Genomic DNA, 25,676 nt, shown 5'->3' on the forward strand with positions numbered 1-25,676 from the left:
AAGCGGCATCCCCCCTCGGGACGCCGACGTCGGGCTTTCTACCAGAGGTTTTCCCGTTCCGGGAGGGTTCCGCACGCCACTTCGAGGTGTGCGCTTCGCGACCCGACGCGGTGCGCAGCGAAAGCCTTGTGGACTCCGGCGGGCGTCCCTACTGTCGCCGACGCGCTGGTTCGCAGTGACGTTCCCGGGGGGAAGAAATCCAATGGTCGGCCGTCGTGCCGGGCGCTTTCGCGCGCCCAAGTTCCTGTTGCCGCTGCTCGGCTTGTTCCTGACGGCCACGCTGGTCGTGGGCGTCGGCGGCCCCACCTTCCCGTGGTCCCCGTGGTCCGGCGGCGACGACGACAGATCCGCGCTCGCGGAACTGCTCGACAGAGCCAGAGACCTGGCGGCGGACCAGGAGTCCGGCACCGCGGAAGGGCTGCCGGACACGGTCGAGGGCCGCGACGGCAACCAGGGCATGCCGGTGTCCGAGCAGTCCAAGTACGCCCGGCCGGCGACGCAGCAGCTCGACGACGTCGTCCGCAACGAGGCCAAGGTCGTCGACGCGCCCACGAACCCCACCGGGTTCGACGCCGACACCAGCGTCGAGGACCCGGCGCGGCGCGGCCCGAACGAGCGCACGTTCCGCAACGCCGACGGCACGCACACCACCGAGTTCAGCAACACCCCGGTCAACCACCGGCAGCCCGACGGCACCTGGGCGCCGATCGACCCCACGCTGGTGGACGACGGCGCGGGCTGGCACAACGCCGCCGACCAGGTGGACGTCCGCTTCGCGCGCTCGGCCGCCGCGGGCGACCTGGTGCGCGTCCGGCTCGACGGCGACCACGAGCTGGCGTACGGGCTGAGCGGCGCGCGCGACGTGGCGGGGCAGGCGGACGGCGCCACGGTCACCTACCCGGGCGTGGCCGACCGGACCGACCTGCGGATCGAGTCCGTGCCGGGCGGCGCGAAGGAGACGATGGTCCTCCACGACCGCGCGGCCGCCCGGTCCTGGAGCTTCCCCCTGCGGCTCAAGGGCCTCACGGCGCGGATCGTCGACGGCGCGGTCTCGCTGGTGGACGGCTCGGGCGCCGAGCGGATGCGCATCCCCACCGGCTACATGGTCGACTCCGCGCCGGTGACCGACACCTCCGGTCCGGCCACCTCCCACGACGTGCGGTACGAGCTGGCCGACAACGGGCGCACGCTGCGCGTGGTGCTCGACGCGGCGTGGCTGGACGACCCGAAGCGCGTGTACCCGGTGCTGGTCGACCCGAGCGTCTTCGAGGGTCGCGGCACGCAGAGCATGTACATCGCGGGCAGCACGCGGGTGCACAACCCGAGCGAGCTGCGCATCGGCCTGGACGGCGGCGTGTCGTACACGTCGTACGTCGCGTTCCCCGACGTGGTGTCCCGCCTGCGCAACCACAAGGTCTTCGGCGCCGCGCTCCAGGTCGTGAACTTCGACTCCACCACCTGCCAGCCGCGTCCCCTCACCGTGCACCCGGTGGCGCAGGACTGGTCCGCCGGCACGACCGGCCCGGCCCTGGGCGCCCCGATCGCGGGCGCGTCGTTCTCGCACGGCTTCATCGCGCTCGGCCAGACCCGCTCGGCCTGTCCCGCCGCGGGAGAACTCGTCGACCTCGGCATCGGCGGCCAGCAGCTCATCCAGGACTGGGTGAAGGGCGGCGTCAACCACGGCCTGGCGCTGCGGGCGGGCGACTACCGCACCAACGGCGGCTTCAAGAAGTTCACCGGCAGCAACTCGGCGAACCCGCCGAAGCTGTACGTCACGCACAGCCCGTACGACGCCCGGTACGTCATCGAGCAGCCGATCCCGAACCCGCCGGTCACGCGCGTGCAGAACGGCGTCGTGAAGATCAAGGTCACGAACACCGGCGCGTCGACGTGGACCGCGGCCTCCTACGACCTCGCGTACAAGCTGTTCGACGCGAACACGAACCACCTCCTGGCGACGGTGCGGTCGGCGGGCCTGCCGCGCGACGTCCCGCCGGGCGACACGGTCACCCTCGACGCGGTGGTCGAGAAGCGCGACCAGGGCGTGTACGTCCTCGACTTCTCCATGCGGCACAACGCCGTGATGTTCACCGACGAGCAGGTCGCGCCGGCCCGCATCACGTTGCAGATCTTCAACATCCCGCCGGTGGTGAGCGAGCAGTACCCGCCGGCGGGACACAGCGTGGAGACGTTGCGCCCGCAGCTGTGGGCCAAGGGCGAGGACCACGAGAACGACCCGCTGCACTACCGGTTCGAGGTGTGCGAGCGCGACGGCCAGGGCAACCCGGTGTCCTGCTTCGACTCGGGCCGCCAGCCGAACGTCTACTGGACCGTCCCGGACGGCAAGCTGCGCTGGGACCGCGTCTACCTGTGGCGGACGTGGCTGTGGGACGGCCAGTCCGAGAGCGAGGGCCTGCCGTTCTCGGCGCTGCTGTCGTCCGTGCCGCAGCCCGAGGTGACGTCCCGGCTGGGCAACGCCCCGTACACCGGCAACGGCCTCGGCTTCGACCCCATGGTCGGCAACTACACGACGGCGGCGGTCGACGCGACGACCGCGACGGTCGGGCCCGAGCTGAACGTCGCCCGCACGTACAACAGCCTCGACCCGCGCCGCGACCTGGCGTTCGGCACCGGCTGGTCGTCCCGCTACGACATGCGGATCGTCGCCGACGCCGACGGCTCGGGCAACGTGATCGTCACCTACCCGGACGGCCAGCAGATCCGCTTCGGCCGCAACCCCGACGGCAGCTACACCGCGCCGCCCGGCCGGTTCGCCACGCTGACGCCGATCCCGGAGGTGGAGGCGGGCGGCTGGCGGCTGGTCGACAAGGACCGCACCGTCTACTCGTTCCGCGCGGACGGCAAGCTGAAGTCCATTAAGGACAGTGCGGCCCGGCAGGTCGAGCTGGTGTACGACGTCGACAGCAGGCTGTGGAAGGCGGTCAGCCACACCAGCAAGCGCACGCTGGTCTTCCGCTGGGAGGGCAACCACGTCGTCGAGGTCAAGACCGACCCGGTCGACGGCGCACCGCTGACGTGGCTCTACCGCTACGACGCCGACCGGCTGCTGGAGGCGTGCAACCCCGACGAGCAGTGCACCCGCTACCAGTACGGCGACGGCTCGCACTACCGCAGCGTCGTGCTGGACTCGCGCCCGGACTCGTACTGGCGGCTCGGCGAGGCGGCCGGCCCGGACGCCGGCAGCCAGATCGGCGTGAAGCTGGGCAAGGACAAGGCGACGTTCGTCGGCACCGCCCCCGTCAACCACGGCAAGCCCGGCGCGCTGGACGGCAGTGACGACCGCGCGGTCGAGCTGAGCGGCAGCGCGCACGTCCGCCTGCCCGACCAGACCCTGAACAAGCACCGCGACCTGGCCGTCGAGCTGTGGTTCCGGACGTCCTCGGCCGGCCCGCTGGTCGGCTACCAGGACAAGCCGCTGACCGAGTCGCCGACCGCGGGCGCGCCGCTGCTCTACGTCGGCTCGGACGGCAAGCTCCGCGGCCAGTTCCACACCGGCACGGTCAACCCGATCACCAGCGCGGTCAGCGTCCGGGACGACAAGTGGCACCACGTGGTGCTGTCCGGCTCGTTGGCCACCCAGACGCTCTACCTCGACGGTCGGAAGGTCGGCTCGCTCGAAGGTGTGATCGACCACCCGCGCCTGGAGTACGTGCAGGTCGGCGCGGCGCACACGACCGCGGCGCACCCGTCGATCGGCACCGGGCGCACCACGATCGCGGCCCAGGTCGACGAGGTGGCCCTCTACGCCCGGCCGCTCGGCGAGGTCCAGGTCGCCGCCCACCACCGCGCCGCCGTGCGCGGTGACCAGGTCACCAAGGTGACCATGCCGAGCATGCGGGTGGCCGCGGAGGTCGCCTACGACAACGTCCACGACCGGATGCGGGAGTACGTCGACAGCGACGGCGGTCGCTGGCAGCTCGGCGTCCCCACGGTCGGCGGGTCGGAGACCAACATCATCCGCTCGGTCCGGGTGGTCGACCCGGGCGGGCGGCCGCAGTACTACGACTTCGACGGCCTCAAGGGCCGCATCCTGCGCCAGGTCACGCCGCTCGGCACCGGACCGCGGCCGGAGGACGTCGTCGGCCGCGACTGCCGGACCAACGAGGACGGCCTGGTCACGTGCAGCGGGCTCGTGGTGAGCCTGGGCGTGCGGCTGTTCGACTACGACCAGTCGGGCTTCCAGCACACGATCACCGACGAGGACGGCAACAAGGCCACCCTCGTGCACGACAGCCGCGGCAACCTGACGAGCAAGACCACGTGCCGCACGCCCGACAACTGCCAGACCACGCGCTACGCGTACCAGCCGGCGACGGCCGACCCGACCGACCCGCGCACCGACAAGCTCGTCGCCACGCGTGACGCGCGGTCGTCCGGCCCGGCCGACAACACGTACCTGACGACGTCGGAGCACACGCCGTTCGGCGAGTTGGCCAAGGAGACCAGCCCGGACGGCGGGTCGACGTTCCACACCTACACCGACGGCACGTCCGACGCCGTGGGCGGCGGCAAGGAACCCGCGCAGCTGCTCAAGGCCACCACCGACCCGCGTGGCGCGACCGTCGTCAACAAGTACCACGCCAACGGCGACCTGGCGGAGACGCTGTCGCCGTCCGGCCTGCGGACCGTGTTCACGTATGACGCGCTCGGCCGCCGGCTCACCGCGACCGAGCACTCCGACGCGCACCCGGCCGGCGTCCGCACCACGTACCGGTACGACCGGCTCGGCCGCGTCGTGGAGGTGACCTACCCGGCCGCCACGAACGCCGTCACCGGCGCCGCCCGCACCGAGCGCGAGACGACCGAGTACGACGCGGACGGCAACACCACGAAGGCGGAGGTCGTCGACCTCGCCGACCCCGGCAGCCCGCGCACCTCGACGTTCGAGTTCGACGGGTACGGCCGCATGGTCAAGGCGGTCGGCCCGGAGGGCAACGAGGCGTCGTTCGGCTACGACCACTTCGGCAACCGCACGTGGGCGGTGGACGCCAACGGCGTGAAGACCGTCTGGACCTACACCGCGCGCAACAAGGTCGCGCAGGTCCGGCTGGTCGGCTGGCACGGCAAGGCGATCACGCCCGGCGCCACCGACATCGCGCCGGCCGACCCGGAGACGCCGCTGCCCGACCTGGTGCTGGAGGCCAACCAGTACGACCACTCCGGCCGGCTGTCCGTGCAGGTCGACGCGATGGGCCGGCGCACGGCCTACTCCTACTACGGCGACGGCCTGGTCCGCGAGATCACGGCCAAGGCCGACAACCGGCCCGAGACGCTGCCCGTCGTCATCCAGCAGAACACCTACGACGCCGCCGGCAACTTGATCCGCCAGGTCGGCGCGGGCGGCAAGGTCGTCGCGCACGAGGTGGACGCCACCGGCCGCGTCGTCGCCACCACCCAGGAGCCGGACACGCTCCGCCGCCGCACCGACTACCGCTACGACCTGAGCGGCAACATCACCCAGGTCGTGCGGACCGGCTCGCACTCCGGCACCGGCACGTTCGGCGCGTCGTTCGCCGAGGTCGTCGACTTCGAGTACGACGTGGCCGGCCGCCAGGTCAAGGAGGCGCTGCGCGGCCCGACCGGCCCGGTGGTCACCCGGACCAGCTACGACCAGCGCGACCTCGTCACCAAGGTGGTGGCGCCGCTGGGCAACGTGACGGGTGGCGTCGCCGCCGACCACACCACCGAGTACCGCTACGACGAGCGCGGCCGCACCACGGCCGTCGTCCTGCCGCCGGTGCGCGTGGAGGAGAACGGGCAGGCCGCGACCGTCACCCGGCCGACCACGACGACGGGGTACAACGCGTTCGGCGAGGTCACCGAGGTCCGCAACCCGGCCGGCGGGGTCATGAGGATGGCCTACGACAAGGCCGGCCGGACCGTGCGCACCGAGTCGCCCGCCTACCAGCCGCCCGGCGCGTCCACGCCGATCACCGCGGCGGTGCTGGCCGAGTACGACCGGATGGGCCGCGTCACCAAGACGACCGACCCCGCCGGCGCGGTCATCCGCATGTACTACGACCAGCGCGGACGCGTCGTCGAGAAGCAGGACCCGAACCCGCGGAACCCGGCCGAGCCGGGCGGCAGCTGGCGCTACGGCTACACCCACGCCAACGAGCTGCTGGCCACGACCGACCCGGCGCTGGGGGAGACCCGGCGCACCTACGACCAGTTCGGCCGCCCGGTCACGCAGACCGAGATCGAGCTGCGCCCGACGCCCGCGGCGCACGAGACGAAGTTCGGCTACGACGACGCGGGCAACCTGGCCACCATCACGTCGCCGAAGGGCGAGGTCACCAGGTTCGCCTACGACAAGCTCGGCCAGCGCACCGGCGTCACCGACCCGGCCGGCGTGGTGAGCCACTTCGGGTACGACAGCTTCGGCAACCAGGTCTACTCGAAGGACGCCGAGGGCCGGGCCCGGTACGTGAAGCTCGACCAGGCGGGCAACCAGGTCGCCGAGACGGACCTCGGTCCGGCCGGCCAGGCCCTCCGCACCGTCCGGCACACGTACGACATCGCGGGCAACCGGATCACGTCCGTCGACGCCCTGGGCAAGACCACCCGGTTCGGCTTCGACGCGCTCGGTCAGCTGACCCAGCTGGTCGAGCCGGTCACGGACACCGAGTCGATCACCACGACGTTCGGCTACGACTCGTCGGGGCGGCGCACGAGGTTCACCGACGGGCGCGGCAACAGCACGTTCTACACCTACAACGCGCTGGGCAAGCCGGAGTCGGTCGTCGAGCCGGCCACCGACGCGCACCCGTCACCCGCGGACCGCACGTGGACCGCGACGTACGACGGCGTGGGCCGGCCGACCGTGATGACCGCGCCGGGAGGCGTGACCAGGACCCGCGCGTACGACGGCCTCGGCCGGCTCGTGAAGGAGACCGGCGCCGGCGCGACCGCCGCCACCGCCGACCGCGTCGTCGAGTACGACGCCGTCGGCCGCACCACCAAGGTCAGCGCGCCGGGCGGCGCGAACTCCTACGAGTACAACGCCCGCGGCCTGCTCACGTCGGCCACCGGCCCGTCCGGTGACGCCACGTTCGGCTACGACGAGCAGGGCCGCCTGACGACCCGCACCGACGCGGCGGGCACCACCGGCTTCACCTACGCGGCGGGCCGCCTCACCTCGGTGCAGGACGGCGTGACCGGCGGTTCGATCGGGTTCGGCTACACGGCGTCCGGCCGGCTGGAGACGATGGACTACGGCGCGGGCCGGGTCCGCCGGCTCGGCTACGACGACCTCGGCCGCGAGGTCTCCGACGTCACCAAGAACGCCGCCGGCGCGGCGGTGGCGTCCATCGCCTACACCTACGACCCGAACAACCGGCTCACCAAGAAGGTCGGCGCGGGCACGGCCGGCGCGGGCGAGCAGACCTACGCCTACGACCAGCTCGGCCGCACCACGTCGTGGACCGCCAACGGCGTCACCACCGAGTACGGCTGGGACGCGTCGGGCAACCGGGTCCGCAACGGCGCCAAGACCGCGACCTACGACCAGCGCAACCGGCTCCTGTCGGACGGCGACTACACCTACACGCACACCGCCCGCGGCACCGTGGAGACGCGGACCAGCTCCGGGTTGCAGGAGAAGTTCGACTTCGACGCGTTCGACCGGCTGATCACGGTCGGCTCGACGTCCTACGCCTACGACGGCCTCGACCGGCCGGTGTCCCGCGGCGCGCAGGCGTTCCGGTACTCCGGCGCGGGCATGGACGCCGTCAGCGACGGGACGGCGACGTACGGCCGCGGCGCGTCCGGCGAGCTGCTGTCGCTGGCGCAGGGCGCGGACAAGCGGCTGCTGCTGTCGGACAAGCACGGCGACGTGATCGGCGGGTTCGACCCGTCGACCGCGCTGACGTCCCTGCCCGACTCGACCGCCTACGACCCGTGGGGCAACCGGACCGCGACCTCGGGCGCGAAGCGCAACGTCGGCTTCCAGGGCGACTGGACCGACCCCGACAGCGGCCGCGTCAACATGGGCGCGCGGTGGTACGACCCGACCACGGGCACGTTCAGCAGCCGTGACTCGGTGACCCAGGGCGGTCCCGGCTCGGCGGGCTTCAACCGGTACGTCTACGGCGTCGGCTCACCCCTGAACGGCTTCGACCCGGACGGCCACGGCTGGTTCTCCGACGCCGTGAGCTGGGTCGGCGACAACCTCAGCACCGTCGGCCACACCGCGCTCGACGTCGCCGGCCTCGTGCCCGGCCTCGGCGAGATCGCGGACGGCATCAACGGCGTCTGGTACCTGGCCGAGGGCAACTACGTCGACGCGGGCCTGTCGTTCGCCGGCATGGTGCCGTTCGCCGGCTGGGGTGCGACCGCCGCGAAGTGGGGCAACCGGGGCTACGACGCGATGCGCGGCGCGGACAACGTGCCGACACCGCGCACCCCCGACGCCCCGAGCGGCCGCACGCCCGACTACTCGTCGCCGAAGAACGTCCGCGGCCCGGACGGCGTGCCGATCAAGAAGGGCAGCGGCGTGCCGCCGTCCAGCAAGGCGGTGCCCGACCCGCGGAAGCTCGCGGCGGAAGCGGCAGCCCGCCGTGCCGCCGCGGCCCGGGCCGCGCTGCAGGCGGCCATCGCCCGCACGTCCGCCGCCAAGGCGGCCGTGGCGCGGGCCGTCAAGAACAACCCGATGCCCACCATGCAGGCGGCCCTGAAGCCCAGGATCGCCAACGCCAAGAACATCGTCTCGGCCGTTCCCAACGCCCCCGCCCGCATCGTGCAGGCGACCGTGACGAACGTGCAGGACCTCAACAAGGTCTACGAGACGATCAAGACGGCGATGCTCGGCGTCGGCAAGGAAGTGATCAAGGAAGCGGCCCAGACGCAGGTCGCCGAAGTCCTGTCCACGTCGGGCATCCCGTACGCCGAGAACCTGATGGAGCTGGGCGCGCGGAAGAAGAAGGCGCCGGGCGCCAAGGGCAAGCAGGCCCGGGCCGAGACGGCCGCCGGCGCGTCCTGCCGGGTGTCGTTCGACCCGAACAGCTTCTCCGGCGACACCCCGGTCCTCATGGCCGACGGGTCGCGCAAGGCGATCGCCGACGTCGTCGTGGGCGACCAGGTCGTGGCGACCGACCCGACCACCGGTGAGACGGGCGCGCGAACCGTCACCGACACCCGCTCGCACCAGGCGGAACGCCTGCTCTACGAGATCACCGTCGAGACGGACGGGGGTTCCGGTCAGCTGACGGCGACCGACGAGCACCCGTTCTGGGTCGAGTCGCTGCAGAAGTGGGTGAACGCCGAGGACCTGGAGCCGGGCTACACCTTCGAAACCGCCGACCACCGCCCGGCCACCGTCACCACCACCCGCGCCTTCGCCCCGGACCGCGAGGTCCACAACCTCACCGTCGACGGCCTGCACACGTACCACGTGCTCGCCGGAGCCGCCGCGGTACTGACGCACAACGAGGACGACACGTGCGAGGATTCGGACCACCTCGCGTTGGGCGTGAGCGCCGGGCGCTCCAAGGGCAGTGACATCAACGTCGAGAACTTCGCCAAACAGGTCGGAGCCAGGCACCTGATGAACGCTCCGGCCGACGAGTGGCAAGGCGAGGTGCTGGCCGCGATCGAGAACGTCAAGATCGGCAAGGCCAAGATCTCGTTCATGCTCGATCGGCTCCCGGGTGGAAACGACGGTCCGGCGGCGGCGCTGAAGAGGGCGCTCGCCGACGTGCGGGTGCCGGGCGAGAAGAAGATCGGGCTGGACAAGAGCGACAGCGGGTCGTGGACCCAGTGGGAACTGGCTCGGATAGGCCAGGCCGGGATCATGGACCAGGTCGACTTCTACCGCTACAACCGCAAGCACGGGGAATGGAGACGGGTCCGATGAACACCAAGCGTCGTTCCCCGGGCGTGGCGGACGACTCCCGGCTGTTCAGCCTCGTGGAGTACGCGTTCGGGCACACCCACGTGGTGCTCCGCGGCTACCCGCCAGTCGAGGAGTACGAGGACCTGCCGTCCGGCACGCCGGTGAGGGTGCTCGACATCTCCTTCGTCAACGTGAAGCGGATCTCGTGCTGGACCGACCTCGATGCGGTGGACCTCCGGGTCGCGGACGACACCGCGTTGGAGCGACTTCGCCCGCAGTTGGGAGGACGGAACCTGTACGGCTCGGTCTTCCTGCTGGCGCCAGGGACGGTCGAGGAGTACATCGTCGCCGGCCGGGCTTACTGGGCGGAGTACGACTTGGTGTTCGGCGATCCGAGCCCGCTCACTTCCTACGATGCGCGGTACCGGGAGCAACACCCGCCGGTGGACGGAATCGTCCACTTCGCCGAGTGAACGTCGGCCTCGCCGCTCCCAAGGCGGTGAGCGGCAGTTCGAACCTGGCCCAGGTGGGCTGAGGCGATCAACGCCGTCCGCCGACCTGTCTGAACCGTCCCGGTTCGAGGAGTTGCTCCTCGAACCGGGACGGTTCGAGGCTTCCGGCCGGAGCTCCGCGGAGAGCCCGCCGGGTGACCTGCCGAACCGGCAGGCGTGCGCGACGCTGACCGCATGACACCACGCCCGTCCCCTGAGACCGCTCGCGCGATCGTGCACGCGGCCCTGGGGCGTGAGCCCGGCCCCATGACCGCCGCCGCAAGCGACTCCCACCACGTCCACGTGGGCGACGACGTCGTCGTGAAGATCGCGGACGGGCATTCGCGGCTCGATCGGGAGACCGCGCTCGCGCCCCACCTGCCGTCCGGTCTCACAGGCCCGCTGCTCGCCGTCGGGCTCCACCGGCTCGGGACGCGCGACGTCCGGTTCGCCTGCTACGCCCGCGTGCCGGGGACGGCTCCCGGCATGGGGCTGCCCGGAACGGACACCGCGACCGCCCGCCTCCTGGCGGAACAGGCCGTCCACCGGCTGGATGCGCTGCACGACTGGGCGCCCACGCGTCAAGCGCAGGAAATCCTGGCAGAGGCGATCGACCACGGCGGGTTCGTCGGCCGTGCCGCGCTGAGCGACCAGGTCGACACCCTCGCCCTCCTCGACCGGGACGGCGTCATCCCCCGCCACGTGATCGACGGTCTGGTCGCGATTGCGGAGCGTGCCCCGCTGCACGTCCGAGCCACCGTCCCGGTCCACGCGGACTGCCACTGGGGCAACTGGCTCGTCCACGGCCGAAGCGTGACGGCACTGCTGGACTTCGAGTGGGCCCGCATCGGCGACCCGGTGGACGACTGGTTCTTCCTCGTCAGGTTCAGCGGCCCGCACTTCGAGACCGTCCTGGACGTCGTCGCCCGGACCACGGCGACGTCCCCGGAAACGCTCCGCGCCGAGTGCGAGACCCGCGAAGCGGCCTACCTGGTCTCCGACCTCCGCGTCGCACTCGGCCGCCCCGGCGCGGCACTCGACCACAGCCTCCGCGACCTCGACGAACTGATCACCGGGCGTCGCTGGTGGCGCGACGCCCGGTGACGCCGTCAACCCGTCAGTCCGTCTGCCCGCCGACGCCGCGTGCGATCGCCACGCTCAGGTCGTGCACCGTGGCCCCCGGGAACTCCGACATCGGGACGGTGACGCCGTACTCCCGCTCGATGTCCTGACGCAGCTTGATCATGCGCATCGAGTCCATGCCCGACGCGATCAGCGACTTGTCCTCGGCCAGCGCGTCCGGGCTCACGCCGAGCACGCCCGCGATCCGCCCGCGCAGTTCCGCGCTGATCGCGGTCGCGCGGATTTCCGGGGGTAGCGCCAGCAGGAGACCGCTCACGGCCGACGGGGAACCGGCGGTGTCGGACGGTGGGGCGTCCTTGCTCCTCGCCAGGGCGGTGAGGCTGCCGTCGAGGTAGGCGTCCCGGCAGTTGCGCCGTTGGATCTTCCCGCTCTGCGTGCGCGGCACGGCCGACGGCTCTACCAGGACGACCTCGTGCACCTCGACCTGGTGCGCGCTCGCCACGCCCAGGCGGATCCGGTCGGCGAGCGCGGCCGGGTCGCCGAGTGCGCCGCCCGGCTCCACCGCCTGCACGACGACCAGTCGCTCACCTTCGTCGGAGTCCACCGAGAACGCCGCGACCGGCAGGCTCGACAGCGCGGGCTCGACCTGCTGGACGGCCCCCTCGATGTCCTGCGGGTGGAGGTTGCGGCCCCGGATGATGATCAGTTCCTTGAGCCGGCCGCACAGCACCAGGTCGCCGTCGTGGAAGAACGCGAGGTCCCCGGTCCGGACGAACGGGCCGTCGCCGTTCGCCAGCACACCGGTGAACGTCTCGGCGGTCTCGGCGGGCCGGTTCCAGTACCCGCGGCAGACCACGGGGCCGCTCACCCAGACCTCGCCCACCTGGCCCGGGGCGCACTCGACGCGGGACTCGGCGTCCACGACGAGCACCCGGCCGAACGGCCCGGCGCCGCCGCACCCCACGAGCTCACGCGTGCGCGTGCCGTCGCCCGACGACACCGGCCGGGCACGACCCAGCTCCAGCTCGGCGGCGTCGACGACGACGCCGAGCGGGTCGGGCCGCCGCTTGCCCACCACGATCTGCATGGTCTCGGTGAGGCCGTACGCCGGGAACAGGGAGGAACGCCGGAAACCGACCGGGCCGAACGCGGCGACGAACCGCTCCAGCGTCGGCTCCTGCACCCGCTCGCCCCCGATGAGCGCGACCTCCCAGCCGGACAGGTCGAGCCCGGCCCGCCGCTCCTCGTCGATCGAGACGGCGCACCGCTCGTAGGCGAAGTTCGGGGCCGCGCTGAGCACCGGTCCCGGGGTCGCGGAGATCGCCGCGAGCCACCGGAACGGGTCGGCGACGAAGTCCTCCGGCGTCATCAGCACGGCTTCGCCGCCCACCACCTGCGCGAGCAGGACCTGCCCGAGCCCGAGCGCGTGGAGGGGCGACATCCAGCAGACGACGTTGCCGCCCGCCGGGAGTTCGCTGATCGCGCGGAAGTTGGCCAGCTGGGCGGCGAGGTTGCCGACCGTCACCGCGACGCCCTTCGGCCGGCCGGTCGACCCCGAGGTGTACTGCAGCAGCGCCATGTCGTCGGCGGACGTCCGGGGCGGCGTCCAGGGCCGCGCGTCGTCCTCGCCCAGCGCGTCGACGTCGATCCACGTCCGGGGCGGCGTGCGGTCCGGCCCCCACCGGTCGCGCAACGTCGGCGCGAGCTCGGCGACGGTGAGCACCGCGGTCGCCTCGGCGTCCTCCGCCACGGTGACGAACCGGTCGGTCGCGCCCTGCGCGGTCTTGGCGAAGTCGGGCGAGCAGGGCACGGCCACCGCGCCCGCGTACAGGCACCCGACGAAGCCGATCAGGAACTCCGGGCCGGACGGCAGCAGCATCAGCACCCGCGCGCTGGCGGCGCCCTCGCGTTGCAACGCCGCCGCGACGGCACGTGCCCGCAGGTCGAGCTCGCCCCGGCTGAGGACCTCGCCGCGCTCGCCCGGCGCGTGGCCGGGAGGCAGGAACCGGAGCGCCGTGGAACCCGGAGCGCGCTCGGCATTGCCCCGCAACACCTCGAACAGCGAGTCGACCGCGGCGTCCGGGGTGTGAGCGGCGAGATCCGTCATGCCAAGGCTCCTGTTCGTTGCTCCTGTGCCGCGTGGCACACCGAGGATCCAAGCGCCGAGGATCACCGGTGCGGGGAGGCCCGGGCAACCTCGGAAGGAGCCGCCGACCGGCTACGGCGGGGGTAGCCGATCGGACAGGTCGACCCGGGCTGCCCGCGACCTCCGCGACGACGCTCACGACGACGGGCCACGCCGGGCCACGCCGGGCGCACGGCCCGGACGAGCGTAACGGCCGCCCGCGGCCCGTGTCGCCGGTCGCGGAACGCCGTCGCGAAGCCGGTGGTGGACCGTGACCGCCTGCCCGGTCGGTCACCACCACGCGCCCCAGGGGGGAGCCGAACAGGCACTCAACGCCACCCGCGCGGTTCTCTATCGTCGGTGATCGGCAGACCGTCAGGGCGAGTGGTCCTCCGACCGGAAGGGATCGACCTGATGCCAGAACCCGTGCCAGCCGGCGCCCTCGACAGCCCGACGACCCCGACCGCGGCGTCCCCGGCCACAGCGTCCCAGACCCCCGGCAAGGCGGCCCCGACGTCCCCGGCCCCTGAAGCGTTCCGGGACCTGATGAGCACGTTCCCGAGCGGGCTCGCGGTGGTCACGGCGACCGACCGGGACGGTCGGCCCCACGGTTTCACCTGCACCTCGCTGTGCAGCGTCGGCCTCGCGCCGCCCACGCTGCTGATCTGCGTCTCCGACCGCAGCGGCACCCTCGCCGTCATCCGGGACCGGGGTCGGTTCGCGGTCAACCTGCTCCACAGCGGGGGTCGCCGGGCCGCCGAGGTGTTCTCCTCGGGCGGTTCCGAGCGGTTCTCCGCGCTGCCGTGGGAGCCGACCGCACGCCTGGGGCTGCCCCACCTCGTGGCCCACGCCCACGCCGTCGTGGAGTGCGCGGTCACCGGCACCGTGGCCGCCAGCGACCACGTGATCGTGCTGGGCGAGGTCGTCACGATGGCGCACCGGCAGGAGCCGCCCCTGCTGTACGGACTGCGGCGGTACGCCGCCTGGCCCGCGGCGGACTGACCCCGCCCGGAGCCGTCGGGGACGGACCGGGTGACCGAACGGGCACCCCCGAAGGGCACGCCACCGAGACGGGGGCGCCGGCCCCCGAACCTGCCAGCATCGTCGGGTGCGGCAGCCGGCGCGGCACGATCTCTCCCGGAAGGGGCACCCATGCCTTCGACGCCCAGCGGACGCGAGCGGACCAACGGTCGCGGCGGCGTCGGCATGACCCTCCCCGACATCGTGCGCGGGTACGACGAGGGCCTGCTCTCGACGGCGGACGCGCTCGCGGCGCTGCGGCAGCACGCCGGGCACCCCCTGTCCGAGGGCCAGCGCGGCCTGTGGGCGCTGCACAAGATGGAGCCGGACACCTACTCGTACAACGTCCCGGTGTGCCTGGCGTGCGAGGACGTCGACCGGGCCGCCCTCGAACAGGCGCTCCACGACACCGTCGAGCGCTACCCGATCCTCTCGTCCCGCGTTCGCGACGGGGTCGACGGCCCGCGCCTGGTGCCGTTCGGCGTCGACGGTTTCCGGGTGGAGCACGCGGACATCGCGCACGTCTCGCCCGACGACCTGGTCGAGCACCTGAAGGAGAGGGCGCGGCGGCCGTTCGACCTGGCGGACGAGCCCCTGGTCCGGATCTCCGTGCTGACCCGCGCCGAGGCCGAGGTGTACGTCCTCGTGGTCGTCCACCACCTCATCCTGGACGGCCCGTCACTGCGGGTCGTGCTGGACACGCTGCTCCGCGCGTACCAGGCCCGGGTGACCGGCGGCGAGGCGCCACCGCCGCCGGACGCCGCCCCGTACGACGAGTTCGTCGCGTGGGAGCGGGACTTCCTCGGCGACGCGCGCGCCGAGCGCGACCGGCAGTACTGGAAGCGGGAGCTCGCGGGCCGGGTCCCGCTCACCGGCCTGCCCACCGAGGTGACGCTGGGGCCGGACGCGCCGCACGAGGGCGAGGTGTGCGTCCGCCGGCTGTCCGAGGCGCAGGCCGCCGCCGTCACGTCCTTCGCCACGGCGAACGGGCTCATCCCCGCGGTGTTCCTGCTGGCCGTCTTCAAGACGCTGCTCCACCGGTACACCGGGCAGGAGGACGTCGTCGTCGGGATGCCGGTGTCCGGCCGCCCGTCGGAGCGCTTCGAGTCGTCGGTCGGGTACTTCATCAACACCCTGCCCATCCGCAGCAGGCCGGTGGCGTCCGACGGGTTCGCGGAGTTCGCCCTGCGGGTCCAGTCGACGGTGTTCGAGGCGATCGACCACCAGGCCTACCCGTTCCCGCACATCGTGCGCGACCTCGGTGACCGCGACGACCTGCGCGCGCCGGTGTTCCAGGTCGCGTACAACTACCAGAACTTCTCGCTCAACGGGCACCTGCGCGGGCTGGCGCGCGAGCTGCGCGGGACGTGGCCGTTCCGGGTGGTGGAGGGCCTGCACCAGGTCGGGGAGTACGACCTGACGCTGGACGTGGTCCCCGGCGACGGGCTCGAGCTCGTCTGGAAGTACCACCCCACCGCGTTCTCCGCCGACACCGTCGCGCGGATGGCCGACCACTTCGCCACCCTGGTCGAGGCCGTCACGGCCGCCGGCCGGGCGACGCTCGGCGGGCTGGACCTGGTGGGGCCGGCCGAGCGGCGGCTCGTCCTGGACGAGTGGAACCGCACGGACGTCGACGTCCCCGAGGACCGGACGGTCTGGGACCTGTTCGCCGAGCGGGCCGACGCGGACCCGGACCGGCCCGCGGTGACCTGCGGCGAGCGGACCCTGACCTACCGCGAGCTCGCGGACCGCGCCGCGGCGCTGGCCGACGCGCTGGCCCGCCGGGGCGTCGCGGCCGGGGACAACGTGGGCGTGTGCTTCGAGCGGTCGCTCGACCTGGTGGTGGGGCTGCTCGCGGTCGTGAAGCTGGGCGCGGCCTACGTGCCGCTCGACCCCGACTTCCCCGCCGAGCGCCTCTCCTACATGATCGGGGACAGCGGCGCCGACCTCGTCGTCTGCCACGAGGCGGTGGCGGAACTCCTGTCCACAGTGGACACTCATGGAGCACGGCTGCACGTGGTGGACCGCCCGGACGACGCCGAACCGGCGCCGCGGGCCGCGCGCCCGGGGCCGACGACACCCGCCGTCGCGTACGTCATCTACACCTCGGGCAGCACCGGGCAGCCCAAGGGCGTCGTGGTGCCGCACCGGGCGCTGACCAACTTCCTGCTGGCCATGACGCGCACGCTGGACGTGACCCCGGACGACCGCCTCCTGGCCGTCACCACGTACAGCTTCGACATCGCCGCCCTGGAGCTGTACCTGCCGCTGATCACCGGCGGGCACTGCCGGATCTGCGACCCGACGACGGTCAAGGACGCCACGGCGCTCGCCGCCGAGGTGGACCGGTGGCGGCCCACCGTCATGCAGGCCACCCCCACCACCTGGGCGATGCTGCTGCGCGTGGGGTGGCGGAACACCTCCGGGACCAAGGTGCTCTGCGGCGGCGAGGCGTTGCCGGAGAGCCTCAAGGACCAGCTCGTCGCCCGCGGCGAGGCGTGGAACCTGTACGGGCCGACCGAGACCACGATCTGGTCGACCGCGAAGCGGTTGAACCGCGACGAGCCCGTGACGATCGGGACGCCGATCGCGAACACCCGGCTGTACGTCGTGGACCGGGACCTGCGGCCGGTGCCCGTCGGCGTGGCCGGGGAGCTGTGCATCGCGGGCCGCGGTGTCGCCCTCGGCTACCACGGCAAGCCGGAGCTGACGGCCGAGCGGTTCGTCGACGACCCGTTCACGCCCGGCGGACACCTCTACCGGACCGGCGACGTCGCGCGGTGGCTGCCCACCGGCGAGGTGGCCCTGCTGGGGCGCATGGACAACCAGGTCAAGCTGCGCGGCTACCGCATCGAGCTCGGCGAGGTCGAGGCCGCGCTGGACGGGTACCCGGACGTCGACCGGAGCGTCGTGGTCGTGGACCGCGAGGGCCGGTCCGAACGGCTCGCGGCGTACTACACGCTGCGCGGCGACCGGCGTGACGCCATCGACCCCAAGGCGTTGCGCGCCCACCTGGCCAAGACCCTCCCCGCCTACATGGTGCCGAGCGCGTTCGTGGCGCTGGACGCCTTCCCGCTCACCGCGAACGGCAAGGTGGACCGGGCGAGGCTCGGCGACCCCGGCGGGCGGGAGCCGGTAGCGACGCGGCGGTCCGCCGACGCCGTCCGCTCCCCGCACGTCGAGCGGACCGTGCGCCGGATCGTGAGCGAGGCGCTCGGCCGCGACGACGTCGACCGCGACGAGGGGTTCTTCGAGGCGGGCGGCGACTCGTTCCTGGCCATCGACGTGGTCGAGCACCTCAACCGGGCGTTCGGGTGCGCGCTGCGGCCGACGACCCTGTTCGCGCACCCGTCCATCGCGGCCATGTCCCGGCACCTCGAAGGGCTGCTGCCGTCGGAAGCGCCGGAGCCCGCGCCCACCGCACGCGTGGACGCGCCGGCCACGTCCCGGCGTCGCGACCGGCACACCGACCGCGACCTCGGCCGGGACCACGACCGTGACCGTGATCCCGGACTCGACGACGCGATCGCGGTGATCGGCATGTCCTGCCGGTTCCCCGGCTCCAAGGACCACCGCGAGTTCTGGCGCAACCTGAAGGAGGGCCGCAGCGGCAGCACCTTCTGGACGCCCGACGAACTGCGGGCGCTCGGGGTGCCCGACGAGCTGATCGCCCGGCCCGGGTACGTGCCGCAGCGGTCCGTGGTCGAGGACAAGGCGGAGTTCGAGCCCGCCTTCTTCGGGATCTCGCCGCGCGACGCCGAACTCATGGACCCCCAGGGCCGGCTCCTGCTGCTGCACGCGTGGAAGGCGTTGGAGGACGCGGGCTACCGCCCGGAGGACGTGCCGCGCACCAGCGTCCACACCGCGACGAGCAACAACTTCTACCAGGCCTTCCTGCCGAGCCTGATGGCGAACGCGGCGGGCACGCGGGTGCTGGCCGACACCGAGGGGTACGCGGCCTGGCTGTTCGCGCAGGGCGGCACCGTGCCCACGATGATCTCCAGCAAGCTGGGGCTGCGCGGCCCGAGCATGGCGGTGAGCACCAACTGCTCGTCGGCGTTGAGCGGCGTGCACCTCGCGTGCCAGGGGCTCCTCTCCGGCGAGGTCGACCAGGCGCTGGTCGGCGCGGCCAGCCTGGTGTCCACGATGGAGCTGGGCTACGTGCACCAGCCCGGCCTGAACTTCTCCAGCGACGGCCGCTGCCGCCCGTTCGACGACGCGGCCGACGGCATGGTCGGCGGTGAGGGCGTCGGCGTGGTCGTGCTGAAGCGCGCCCGTGACGCGTTCGCCGACGGCGACCACGTCTACTGCCTGATCCGCGGGGTGGCGGTCAACAACGACGGCGGCGACAAGGCCGGGTTCTACGCGCCGAGCGTGCGCGGCCAGGTGGACGTGATCCGCGGCGCGCTGGACCGGGCCGGGGTGAACCCCGAGTCGATCCGCTACGTCGAGGCGCACGGCACCGGCACGAAGCTGGGCGACCCCATCGAGGTCGCGGCGCTGACCGAGGCGTACCGGCACTACACGGACCGCGACCGGTTCTGCGCCATCGGGTCGGTCAAGAGCAACATCGGCCACCTCGACGCGGCCGCCGGGATCGCCGGCCTGATCAAGCTGGCCCTGGGCCTGCACCACGGCGAGATCCCGCGGACGCTCCACTGCGACGTGCCGAACACCGGGATCGACTGGGAGAACTCGCCGTTCTTCGTGGCCGACCGGAACATCCCGCTGGACGGGGCGGAGCCCGTGCGGGCGGGGTTGAGCTCGTTCGGGGTCGGCGGCACCAACGTGCACGCGGTGCTCGAACAGGTGGGTCCGCGCACCGCGCCGCCGTCCGACGGGCGGACGCACCTGGTGGTCCTGTCCGCGCCGGACCGCGAGCGGTTGCGGGCGCGGGCGCGCGACCTCGTGGAGTTCCTGCCGGAGTACCGCGCCGAGGGCGGTGACCTGGCGTCGCTGGCGTACACGCTGCAGACCGGCCGGCGGGCGATGGCCGCCCGCGTCGCGTTCGTCGCCGACGACCTCGACGCGCTGGCCGTGCGGCTGGAGGACTACGCCGGGGGCGGTGTGCCCGAGGGCGCGATCGACGGCGAGGTGCGGCGGCAGGACGACCAGCTGGTGTCGCTGTTCGCCCGCAACGACCGGCTCCGGGAGCTGACGGGGGAGTGGCTGCGGCAGGGCGGGTGGGACGAGGTCGCGCCCCTGTGGGTCAGCGGGATCGACGTCGACTGGGCGCTGTGCCACGGCCCGACGCCGCCGGCGCGCGTGAGCCTGCCGACCTTCCCGTTCGACACCAAGCCGTTCTGGCCGGCCACGCCCGACCGGACGCGGCCCGCGACCGTGCCCACGACCCCGCCGGCGGCGGTGCGTGACAGCGGGCCGACCGCGGTGCGTGACGGCGGGCCGGCCGACGCCCGGGCGCTGCTCGCCGCGGCGGCCGGACCGGACGGGGTCGAGCGGTTCCTGGCGCGGCGCCGGGACGTCACGGCGGAGATGGACCGGTTCCTGCGCCGACTGCTGCTCGCCCAGCTCACGTCGGCCGGGCTGTTCCGCGAGCCCGTGCCCGCCGAGCGGGTCGCGGCGGGCGCCGCGATCAGGCCCGGTTTCGAGAAGTGGCTGGACCACAGCGTCGCCGTGCTGGTGGCGGGCGGTGAGCTGGTCCGAGACGGCGGCCTCCTGCGGACGCGGGACGGCGCGCCGGACGTCGCGGCCGCGTGGGACGCGTGGCGTGACTGGAAGGACGCGCACGCGGGCGACCCGGAACTGATGGCCAAGGCGTCCATCGCCGAACGCGTGGCCGAGGCCGTGCCCGCGATCCTGAAGGGCGAGTCGACGGCCACGGACGTCCTGTTCCCCGGCGGGTCGTTCGAGATCGTCGAATCGGTCTACAACGGCAACGCCACCGCCGAGTACTTCAACCGCGTGGTGGCCGACAGCGTGCGGGCCGAGGTGCGGGAACGCGCTCGTGCGGCGGGGGCCGGCCTCCGGCTGCTGGAGATCGGCGCGGGCACCGGCAGCGCGAGCAAGTGGGTGTTCGAGCGGCTGGCGGGCTTCGAGCGCGACATCGCCGAGTACTGCTACACCGACATCTCCAAGGCGTTCCTGATCGAGGCGGAGAAGCGGTTCTCGGCCCGGGTGCCGTACCTGACGTACCGCGTCTTCGACGTGGAGCGGGCTCCGGGGGAGCAGGGTCTGGAGACGGGGCGGTACGACGTCGTCGTCGCCAACAACGTCCTGCACGCCACCGAGGACATCGTGGCGACCGTCGAGCACGCCAAGGCGCTCCTCCGGCCCGGCGGTGTCCTCCTGCTCAACGAGCTGTCCGACAACGAGCTGTGGTCGCACCTGGCGTTCGGCCTGCTCGACGGGTGGTTCCGCCACGCGGACGGGCGTCGCCTGGCCGGCGGCCCCGCGCTGTCGTCGGACTCGTGGCGGGAAGTGCTGCGGGCCAACGGGTTCGGCGAGGTGAGCTTCCCGGCCGAACAGGCACACCCGCTGGGGTTGCAGGTCGTGTCGGCCCGCTACGGCCTGCCCGCGCCGCTCGCCGTTCCGGTGGAGACGGGGCCCGCGCTGGAAGCGCACGTCGAGGACGCCCTGGTGCGGTGCCTGATGGCCGCCTTGAAGCTCGGGCGGGACGAACTCGGCGTCGACCGGCCGTTCGCCGACTACGGGCTGGACTCGCTCACCGGCGTGTCCGTGGTGCGGGAGCTGAACGGCGAGCTGGGCACCGACCTCGACGCCAGCGCCCTGTTCGACCACCCCACGATCCGGCGGTTCACGGCGTTCCTGTTGAAGGAACACCGAGACCCGATCACCGCCCACCGGGCGGCCCTCGCGCCCACCGGTCACGCCCCCGCCGAGCCGCCACGAGCACCCGAGCCCGCCGAAGCACCCGGCACGACCGAAGCGCCCAGCACCACCGAGGCACCCAGCGTCGCGGAAGCCGCCCACACCGTCGAAGCGGCCCACACCGTCGAACGCACCGCCGAAGCACCCCGCGCCGAAGCCCCCGGCACCACCGAGGCAGTTCGCACCACCCCCGCGGTCGCCACCACGGCCGTCCACGCCGTCGAGGCGCGCCCCGGCGCCGGTCCGGCCGGCGGTCGCGAACCCATCGCCATCATCGGCATGAGCGGCAGGTTCCCGGGCGCGCGCGACGTCGACGAGTTCTGGGAGCAGCTGGTCGAAGGCCGCGACCCCGTGACCCGAGCGACCCGCTGGGACCTGTCCTCCCTGGGCAGCCGGTGCGTGGACGGCGGGTTCATGGACGGCGTCGACGAGTTCGACCCGCTGTTCTTCGGCATCTCCGGCACCGAGGCCGCCTACATGGAGCCGCAGCAGCGGTTGTTCCTCCAGGAGGCGTGGACCGCGCTGGAGGACGCGGGTCACGCGGGCGGTTCGCTCGACCGCGACCGCTGCGGCATCTACGTCGGCTGCTGGGTCGGCGACTACTTCGACCTCGCCACCCCGGACGACTACCCGGCACAGGCGTTCTGGGGGAACATGAGTTCCCTCGTGCCGTCCCGGATGTCGTACCACCTGGACCTGCACGGCCCCACCACGACGGTGGACACCTCGTGCTCCAGCTCGCTCACGGCGACCTACCTGGCGTGCCAGGCGCTGTGGGCGGGCGACGCCGACGTGATGCTCGCCGGCGGCGTCTTCGTCCAGTCCTCGCCCCGGCTGTACCTCGCCGGTTCCCGCGCCGGGATGCTCTCCCCGACGGGGAGGTGCCACACGTTCGACCAGGCCGCCGACGGGTTCGTCCCGGCCGAGGGGGTCGGCGTGCTGGTCCTGAAGCGCCTCTCGCAGGCGCAGGCGGACGGTGACCGCGTCCACGGCGTGATCCGCGGCATCGGGATCAACCAGGACGGCACGTCCAACGGCATCACCGCGCCGAACGGCAATTCACAGGAGGAGCTGTTCCGCCGGGTCTACCGGGACTTCGGGATCGACCCCGAGGGCATCCAGATGGTCGAGGCGCACGGCACCGGCACGAAGCTCGGCGACCCCGTCGAGTTCAACGCGCTGGTCCGCGCGTTCCGCGCGCACACGGCGAAGGAGCACTTCTGCTCGCTCGGGTCGAGCAAGGCCAACATCGGCCACTCGCAGGCCGCGGCGGGCGTGATCGGGATCATCAAGACCCTGCTGGCCATGAAGCACGGGACGATGCCCGGCCTCCTGCACTACCGCGAGGCCAACGCCAACATCTCGCTCGACGGCAGCCCGTTCTACGTGCACACGGACGCCCGGGAGTGGGTGGCGCCGCGCGGTGACCGGCGCCGTGCGGCGGTGACGTCGCTCGGCGCGAGCGGGACGAACGTCCACGTGGTCATCGAGGAGCCGCCGCCCGCGCCCCGCCCGTCCACCCCGCCCGGCGCCCGGCTGGTCGCCCTGTCGGCGCGAACCCCGGAGGCCCTGCGCGAGCAGGCGGCCCGTCTGGCGCGCCACTGCCGGGAGCACCCCGACCTCGACCTCGCCGACGTGAGCTGCACGCTCCTGCTGGGGCGCAGGCACTTCCAGCACCGGTGGGCCCGCGTGGTCGACGACCTCGCCGCGGTGGAGCGAGCCCTCGACGCCTGGCTCGGCGGCGACGACACGACCCCGACCGGTGACAGCCGGGCGCACGTCCTCGCCGCGGAGTACCTGAGCGGCGGGACGCCCGACTTCGAGGAGCTGTTCCGCGACGGGCGACGTCGACGCACGTCGTTGCCCACCTATCCGTTCGAGCGCACCCGTTACACCCTGCCCGGCAAGCCGGCGCCGAGCCGCGGAACCGCCCCGGACCGCACGGTGCTCACCGGCGACGAGTTCTACCTGCGCGACCACCTGGTGGGCGGCACGGCCATCGCGCCGGGCGCGGTCTACCTGCACTGGGCGCACGAGGCGATCCGACGGGACGGCGGCGTCGCGCGGCAGGACGCCGTGCGCCTGCACGACGTCGCGTTCCTGCGTCCGCTCGACGTGACGGGAGGGCCGCGCGAGCTGCGGGTCGACCTCCGCGACGAAGGCGGCGCGACCCGCTTCGAGGTGCGCACGACGGGTTCGCCCGCCGGGGGAGAGTCGGTGGTCCACTGCCAGGGCCGGTTCTCGACCGCGGCACGGCCCGAGCGCCGGGCGTTCGACCTGCCCGCGATGCTGCGGGACTCCCGGCGCGTGCCGGTGGACCCCGAGCGCTTCTACGCCGAGTACCGCGAGGGCGGCATCGACTTCGGCCCGGCGATGCGCGGTGTCGTCGCGGTGCACGAGTCCGACGGCGCGGTGCTCGCCGAGCTGCGGCTGCCGGACGTCGTGGCGGACACCGCGGCCGGCTTCGCGCCGCACCCGACGCTGGTGGACTCGGCGATGCAGTGCATGCGGCTGCTCGCGGCCCTCGGCGACGGGGACGGCGGCATCGGACTGGTCTTCGCCATCAAGGAGGTGGAGGTGCTCGCGGACTTCGCCCCGACGATGTGGGCGTGGGTCCGCGACGTGGACGGCAAGGTCGACATCGACCTGCTCGACGAACGCGGCCGGGTGTGCCTCACCCTCCGCGGGATCACGGGCCGCCGCACCGAGCCGTCGGCGCGGCCGGCCACCACCCCCGAGCCGGGCGACGAGCCGCCCGCGGTGACGCTGCTCCCGACGTGGGACCCGGCGCGGGAGGCGACGGCCGAGGCGTGGCCGCGGACCTCCGACGCGGTCGGGATCGTCGCGACGACGCCGGCGGCACGGGACGTCCTCACCGCGATGTACCCGTCGGCGCACGTGCTCGAGGTTCCGCCGCACGGCTCGGCGCGCGACGTCGACCACGCCGTCCGGTCCGCCCCCGTGCTCGACCACCTGGTCTGGGTCGCGCCCGAGCACGGGGAGGCGCCGTCCGCCGAGCGGATCGCCGACGACCAGGCCGCGGGCGCGCTGCAGGTGTTTCGCCTGGTCAAGAGCCTCCTCGCGGCCGGCTACGGCAACCGCGCGCTCGGGTTGACCCTGATCACGAACCGCGCGCACGCGGCGCACGAGTCGGAGCACGTCGACCCGTCGCACGCGGGCGTCGCGGGCCTGGCGGGCTCGATCGCGAAGGAGTACCCCAACTGGGCCGTGCGGGTGGTCGACCTGGGCGCGTACGACGCCGCGTCGCTGTCCGCCGTGCCGGCCCTGCCCGCCGACCCGGACGGCAACCCGCGCCTGCACCGCGGCGGCACGTGGTTCCGCCAGCAGCTCGTGCCCTTCCGGGCGGAGCCGCCGACGTCGTCCCGGTTCCGGGAGGGCGGGGTCTACGTCATCGTCGGCGGTGCGGGCGGCCTCGGCACGGCGATCAGCGAGCACCTGATCCGCCGGTACCGCGCGCGGGTGGTGTGGCTCGGGCGCAGCCCGCGGGACGCGCGCATCGACGCCGCCATCGCCGCCGCGACGGCCTCCGGCGGGCCGGAGCCGCTCTACCTGCGGGCCGACGCCACCAGCGCCGAGTCGTTGCGGCAGGCGCGCGACGAGGTCGAGCGGCGCTTCGGCCGCGTGCACGGCGTGATCCACTCCGGGCTGGTGGTCGCGAGCGCGAGCCTGTCCGCCATGACCGAGGCGGAGTTCCACGACGTGCTCCGGAGCAAGGTCGACGCGAGCGTGCGGCTGGTGGACGCCTTCGGCGGCGACTCGCTGGAGGTGGCGCTCTTCCTGTCGTCCATCAACTCCTACCTGAAGGCGATCAAGCAGGCCAACTACGCGGCGGGCTGCACGTTCATGGACTCCTTCGCGCGCACGGTGGAACGCCGGTACGGGGCCGCCGGCAAGGTGGTCAACCTGGGTTACTGCTTCAACAACGCGGCGGACGGCGACGACCGCGCGACGCTGATGGGCAACGCCATCCCGCTCATCCGGCCGGACGAGCTGGTGGCGGCGATCGAGCTGCTGTGCGCGGCGCCGGTCGCGCAGCTGACCCTGATGAAGTTCAGCCCCGCGGTGAACACCCGGGGCATGACCGTGGGCGACGACGAGGCGCTGCTGCTCCCGCAGGACGCCGCGTCATCGACCGCGACCGTCCACAGTGGACAAAAAGAGCCACGGAACGCGTTTGACGACCTCGAGCGGCTGCGTGAACGGGTCAAGGAACTGACGGCGCTCGCGATCTGAT

At 73.0% G+C, this 25,676-nt stretch carries 6 protein-coding genes; 5 read left to right on the plus strand and 1 reads right to left on the minus strand.

Features of this window, described 5'->3' with window-relative positions:
- Positions 1–202 precede the first annotated feature (202 nt).
- The 3 genes from ACRAKH_RS06250 to ACRAKH_RS06260 all read left to right on the plus strand — a co-directional run bounded on the left by ACRAKH_RS06250 (position 203) and on the right by ACRAKH_RS06260 (position 11,448).
- A complete protein-coding gene (locus tag ACRAKH_RS06250; protein ID WP_380724704.1) occupies positions 203–9,874 on the plus strand; it encodes a polymorphic toxin-type HINT domain-containing protein in 9,672 nt (3,223 codons plus the stop codon).
- Entirely contained in the window at positions 9,871–10,326 is a 456-nt protein-coding gene (locus tag ACRAKH_RS06255) for a hypothetical protein (protein WP_380724703.1), read from the plus strand. The genes ACRAKH_RS06250 and ACRAKH_RS06255 overlap by 4 nt, the downstream gene beginning before the upstream one ends.
- 285 nt (positions 10,327–10,611) lie before the next feature.
- Complete coding sequence (locus ACRAKH_RS06260) at positions 10,612–11,448, plus strand: phosphotransferase family protein (RefSeq protein ID WP_380724702.1); 837 nt, start codon at positions 10,612–10,614, stop codon at positions 11,446–11,448.
- Between the two features lie 13 nt (positions 11,449–11,461).
- On the opposite strand, the gene ACRAKH_RS06265 is transcribed toward ACRAKH_RS06260, so the two are convergent.
- A complete protein-coding gene (locus tag ACRAKH_RS06265; RefSeq protein ID WP_380724701.1) occupies positions 11,462–13,534 on the minus strand; it encodes an AMP-binding protein in 2,073 nt (690 codons plus the stop codon).
- Positions 13,535–14,098: 564 nt separating this feature from the next.
- Here ACRAKH_RS06265 and ACRAKH_RS06270 point away from each other — a divergent pair.
- Together ACRAKH_RS06270 and ACRAKH_RS06275 are read left to right on the plus strand one after the other, a co-directional pair.
- The gene (locus ACRAKH_RS06270; RefSeq protein WP_380724700.1) at positions 14,099–14,554 is read left to right on the plus strand and encodes a flavin reductase family protein; all 456 of its coding nucleotides are present in this window, start codon (positions 14,099–14,101) and stop codon (positions 14,552–14,554) included.
- A 150-nt stretch (positions 14,555–14,704) separates the two neighbouring features.
- Positions 14,705–25,675: an amino acid adenylation domain-containing protein gene (locus tag ACRAKH_RS06275; protein WP_447009680.1), complete on the plus strand. Its 10,971-nt coding sequence runs from the start codon at positions 14,705–14,707 to the stop codon at positions 25,673–25,675.
- Position 25,676: the final 1 nt, after the last annotated feature.

Source organism: Saccharothrix hoggarensis (genome assembly GCF_052936025.1).